We start from the raw sequence: 4938 nt of genomic DNA on the forward strand, positions 1-4938 counted from the left end.
ATTATTATTAATTGTGGGTCACTTTGCCACTTGCCCTATGGGGCCCATACGGCCCGGCGGGGCCTGACCCCCACCCCGGGGCTGCGGGCCGCCGCCGGGAGTTCGAGGACAGGCCCGGGGGCCGCGGACCACTTGTGGCGATCCGCAGCCCCGAGGTCAGAGCGTCGATCAGGCCTTCGGCACGCGCACGATCAGCGCGTCGCCCTGGCCGCCGCCGCCGCACAGGGCGGCCGCGCCGACCCCGCCGCCGCGGCGCTGCAGCTCCAGCGCGAGGGTGAGCACCACACGGGCGCCGGACATGCCGATCGGGTGGCCGAGCGCGATCGCGCCGCCGTTGACGTTGACGATGTCGGAGGAGACGCCCAGGTCCTTCATCGACTGGTGGGCGACGGCCGCGAAGGCCTCGTTGATCTCGATCAGGTCGAGGTCGGAGACCTCCAGGCCCTCCTTGGCCAGCGCGTGCCTGATCGCGTTGGACGGCTGCGACTGGAGCGAGTTGTCCGGGCCGGCCACGTTGCCGTGCGCGCCGATCTCGGCGATCCAGGTGAGGCCCAGCTCCTCGGCCTTGGCCTTGCTCATCACGACCACGGCGGCGGCGCCGTCGGAGATCTGCGAGGAGGTGCCGGCGGTGATCGTGCCGTCCTTGGTGAAGGCCGGGCGCAGCTTGGCGAGGCCCTCGACGGTGGTGTCGGCGCGGATGCCCTCGTCCTGGCTGAACAGCACCGGCTCGCCCTTGCGCTGCGGGATGGCGACCGGGACGATCTCGGCGTCGAAGACGCCGTCGGCCTGCGCCTTGGCGGCCCGCTGGTGGGAGGCGGCGGCGATCTCGTCCTGCACCTCGCGCGGGATGCCCAGGCGGGTGTTGTGCTTCTCGGTGGACTCGCCCATCGGGATGTTCTCGTAGGCGTCGGTCAGACCGTCGTACGCCATGGCGTCGAGCACCTCGACCGCGCCGTACTTGTAGCCCGCGCGGGACTTCGGCAGCAGGTGCGGGGCGTTGGTCATCGACTCCTGGCCGCCGGCCACCACGATGTCGAACTCGCCGGCCCGGATCAGCTGGTCCGCCAGCGCGATGGCGTCCAGGCCGGAGAGGCAGACCTTGTTGATGGTCAGCGCCGGGACGCTCATCGGGATGCCCGCCTTGACGGCGGCCTGGCGGGCCGGGATCTGGCCGGCGCCGGCCTGCAGCACCTGGCCCATGATCACGTACTGGACCTGCTCCCCCGTGATCCCGGCCCGCTCCAGCGCGCCCTTGATCGCGAAGCCGCCGAGGTCGGCACCGGAGAAGCCCTTGAGGGAGCCGAGCAGGCGACCCATCGGGGTCCGCGCACCGGCAACGATCACAGAGGTGGTGTTGGTCATGGGACGGGCCCCTTCGCACGTCGTGGCCAGGTGAGGATGCGCTCAGGGTACTGACCCGTTTTCCGCCCGTCACCGGAGCGACGGTGTGATCGAGCGCACTGGCACCGTCCAGTCAACACCGTGTCAACGCGGTCCGGGTGAACGTTCGGGTGAAAGTCCGCGCGCGGGCCACGGGTGATCCGCGTGTGAGCAGGCTCGCACGTACGGCACTGGCGCGGGCCGAGGCCCATACGCTGCACTGGGTGCCACTTCCCGTCCACACCCTGGAGGCCGCCGTGCTGACCCGTATCGACCACATCGGCATCGCCTGCCGAGACCTCGACAAGACGGTCGAGTTCTACCGCGCCACCTACGGCTTCGAGGTGTTCCACAGCGAGGTCAACGAGGAGCAGGGCGTCCGCGAGGCGATGCTCCGGATCAACGGGACGGACGACGGCGGCGCCTCGTACCTCCAGCTGCTGGAGCCGACCCGGCCGGACTCCACCGTCGCCAAGTGGCTGGAGAAGAACGGCGAGGGCGTGCACCACATCGCCTTCGGCACCGCCGACGTGGACGGGGACTCCGAGGCCATCCGCGGCAAGGGCGTACGGGTCCTCTACGACGAGCCGCGGATCGGCTCGATGGGCTCACGGATCACCTTCCTGCACCCCAAGGACTGCGGCGGGGTGCTGACCGAGCTGGTCACGTCCGCCCGGCCCGCCGACCACGAGGGGCACGAAGGACACTGAAGCCGCCGGAACCGCCGATCACCGCGGTCCGACCCTAGCGACCCGTCAGTAACCTGGTCCGGCGGCCGGAAAACCCCCACGCGGCCATTCCCCCGCAGTGCGCTCCCACTACAATGCCCAGGTGCGCGACGAATCCGGGGGACGGAGGCGACGGGCACGGCCGATGACAGGCCTGTCCGCCCTCCGGTGGTCGGCCCGTCGCAGGGGAGTCCAGTACGCGGGCACGGCTGAACAGTCGCAAGACGGATCTGTCACCATTCTCCACAGGCAAGAGTTCGCCCAGGAGTCCACCCGGACGAGGGAACGCGGCACCCCCGCGCTCCCGCGGCCAGGACTCCGACGACCGCGGCGGACGCCCCCGGCTTGGCAGGGGGTCGTCCGGTGGCCGCGGATGCAAGGACCAGTCGGACCGGCACCCCGGACAGGGGCGCCCCGGACCGGCCGGGTCGAGGACGCGACCAGGAGATGGATGGGACCGCGGAGTGCGGGGCAACGACCGCTACGAGGTTGACGATCACCTCTCCCAGTTCGAGGCCGAGATGGGTCGGACTCGGAAGGAGCGGGACAAGGCAGTCGAGCATGCCGAGGACCTCGCCTACCAGGTGGAGGTGCTCCGGGCCAAGCTGCACGAGTCCCGGCGCATGCTCGCCCAGCCGCGCGCCTTCGACGCCGTCTCCGGCCAGGCCGAGCAGATGCTCCGCACCGCCGAGATGCAGGCCCAGCAGATGCGCGCGGACGCCGAGCGCCAGCTGCGCGACTCCCAGGCCGCCACCCAGCGGATCATGGCCGAGGCCGCCGAGCGCACCGCCCGGCTGGAGGCCGAGCTCGCCGCCCGGCGCCGCCAGCTGGAGGAGGAGCTCACCGAGCTGCGCCGCTCCGCCGAGCAGCACGTCAACGGCTGGGCCGAGCAGACCCGGACCGGCTCCGAGCAGGAGGCCCAGCGCCTGCTGCAGGAGGCCCGCGCCGAGGCCGAGCGGATGGTCGCCGCGGCCCGCGCCGAGGCCGCCGCCCTCTCCGACCACGCCCGCGCCCAGACCGCCGCCGACGTGGACGCCGCCCGCGGCGAGGCCCAGGCCGCCGCCGAGGCCGCCCTGCAGAAGGCCCAGAGCGACGCCGAGCGTCTGCTGCGCGCCGCCTCCGAGCACGCCCAGCAGGCCGGTGCCCAGGCCGCCGCCGACGTGGACGCGGCCCGCGGCCAGGCCCAGCAGGAGCTGGCCGCCGCCCACGCCGCCGCCGAACAGCAGCTGGCCGCCGCGCAGGCCGAGATCGGCCGGCTCAAGGAGCAGGCCGCCGCCGAGCAGGCCCGCGCCGAGCAGCAGCTCGATGCCGCGAAGGCCGAGATAGAGCGGTTGCGCGCCGAGGCGATCGCCGAGGCCGAGCGCACCCGTCAGGAGGCCGCCGAGCTGCGCGCCCAGGCCGAGCAGGCCGCCGAGCAGCTCCAGGCCGACGCCGAGGCCGCGGCCGAGCGCAAGGTCGCCGACGGCGAGGCCGCCACCGAGCAGCGTTCGCAGACCGCCCGCGCCGAGATCGCCCGCCTGGTCGCCCAGGCCACCAAGGAGTCCGAGGCGATCCGCGTCGAGGCCGAGGCGATCCGGGCCGAGGCGGTCACCAGGCAGGCCGAGGCGGACGCCGCCAAGGCCGCCGCCGCCGAGGAGGGCGAGCGGCTGCGGGCCACCGCCGAGTCGGTCGCCGCCCAGCTGAAGGCCGAGGCCGAGGCCGCGATCGCCGAGCTGCGCGCCCAGGCCGAGCGGGACGTGGCCGAGCTGCGGGCGCAGGCCGAGGCCGACGCCCGGCGACTGCGCGGCGAGGCCGAGGAGGAGGGCCGGGCGGCCGGTGCCAAGGACGCCACCGTCCACCTCGCCAAGGCCGCCAAGACCGCCGAGGAGGTGCTCGGCCGGGCCAACCAGGACGCCGAGACGGCGCGCGGCGAGGCCGCCGCCGAGGCCGAGCGGATCCGCGCCGAGGCGCGGGCCGAGGCCCAGCTGCTGCGCGAGCAGGCCCAGGCCGCCGTCGAGCAGGCCCAGAACGCCGCCCTGGACGACGCCGCCGCGATCCGCGAGCGGATCGAGCAGATGCAGGACGAGGCGGCCCGGCTGCGGGCCGAGGCCGAGGAGCTGCGCGCCCAGGCCGCCGCCGAGGCCGACCGGTCCCGCAGTGAGGCCCGCCGCCAGGCCGTCCTGCAGATCGAGGAGTCGGCGAAGAACGCCGAGGAGCTGCTCACCAAGGCCAAGTCCGACGCGGACGAACTGCGCGCGGGCGCGGCCGGGGAGATCGAGCGGCTGCGCGAGCAGGCCCAGGAGCAGGCCGCCGAGACCCAGGGCCGGGCCGAGCAGACCCTCGCCCGGGCCCGGGCCGAGGCCGAGAAGATCACCGCCGCGGCCGAGCAGCAGGGCCAGGACGCCCTGGCCGCCGCCAAGGCCGCGGCCGCCGAGAACCGGACCGCCGCCGAGCGCGAGACCGCCGAACTCCGGCGCGAAGCAGCCGAGTTCGACCAGCGGGTGCGGGCCGAGGCGAGCGCCGCCGCGCAGGCCCTGACCGCCGACGCCCAGGCCGAGGCGAAGGCCGTCCGGGACGCCGCGGTCGCCGACGCCGAGCGGGTGCGCACCGAGGCCGACACCGAGGCCGCCCGTACCCGGGCCGAGGCCGAGGCCGCCGCGAACGCGCTGCGCGAGGAGAGCCGGCGCGAGCACGAGGAGGCCGCCGCCGGACTGCGGCGCGAGCGCGAGGAGACCGCCGAGCAGCTGGCCGGCGCCCGGACCGCCCGCGAGCAGGCCGACCGGTACGCCGCCGAACTGCGCGAGAGCGCCGACCGGTACGCGGCCGAGCAGCGCGCCGAGGCCGAGCAGGC

2 protein-coding genes and 1 pseudogene are annotated in these 4938 nt (G+C 74.6%); 2 read left to right on the top strand and 1 reads right to left on the bottom strand.

Annotation, left to right across the window (positions count from 1 at the left end; translation table 11 throughout):
• Positions 1–168: 168 nt before the first annotated feature.
• The gene (locus ACFV1W_RS09830) at positions 169–1362 is read right to left on the bottom strand and encodes an acetyl-CoA C-acetyltransferase (protein ID WP_380414780.1); all 1194 of its coding nucleotides are present in this window, start codon (positions 1360–1362) and stop codon (positions 169–171) included.
• A gap of 275 nt (positions 1363–1637) precedes the next feature.
• Between ACFV1W_RS09830 and mce the strand changes: the two genes are divergently transcribed.
• Complete coding sequence (gene mce, locus ACFV1W_RS09835; RefSeq protein WP_380414900.1) at positions 1638–2090, top strand: methylmalonyl-CoA epimerase; 453 nt, start codon at positions 1638–1640, stop codon at positions 2088–2090.
• Positions 2091–2572: 482 nt separating this feature from the next.
• Positions 2573–4938 (top strand): annotated as a pseudogene (locus ACFV1W_RS09840) (hypothetical protein); the annotation flags it as partial.

The organism is Kitasatospora sp. NPDC059648 (assembly GCF_042734825.1).
Taxonomy (GTDB): Bacteria; Actinomycetota; Actinomycetes; order Streptomycetales; family Streptomycetaceae; genus Kitasatospora.

Excerpts from the sequence above, each read along its gene's own strand:
- ACFV1W_RS09830 (WP_380414780.1), bottom strand. The coding sequence starts at position 1,362 with ATGACCAACACCACCTCTGTGATCGTTGCCGGTGCGCGGACCCCGATG.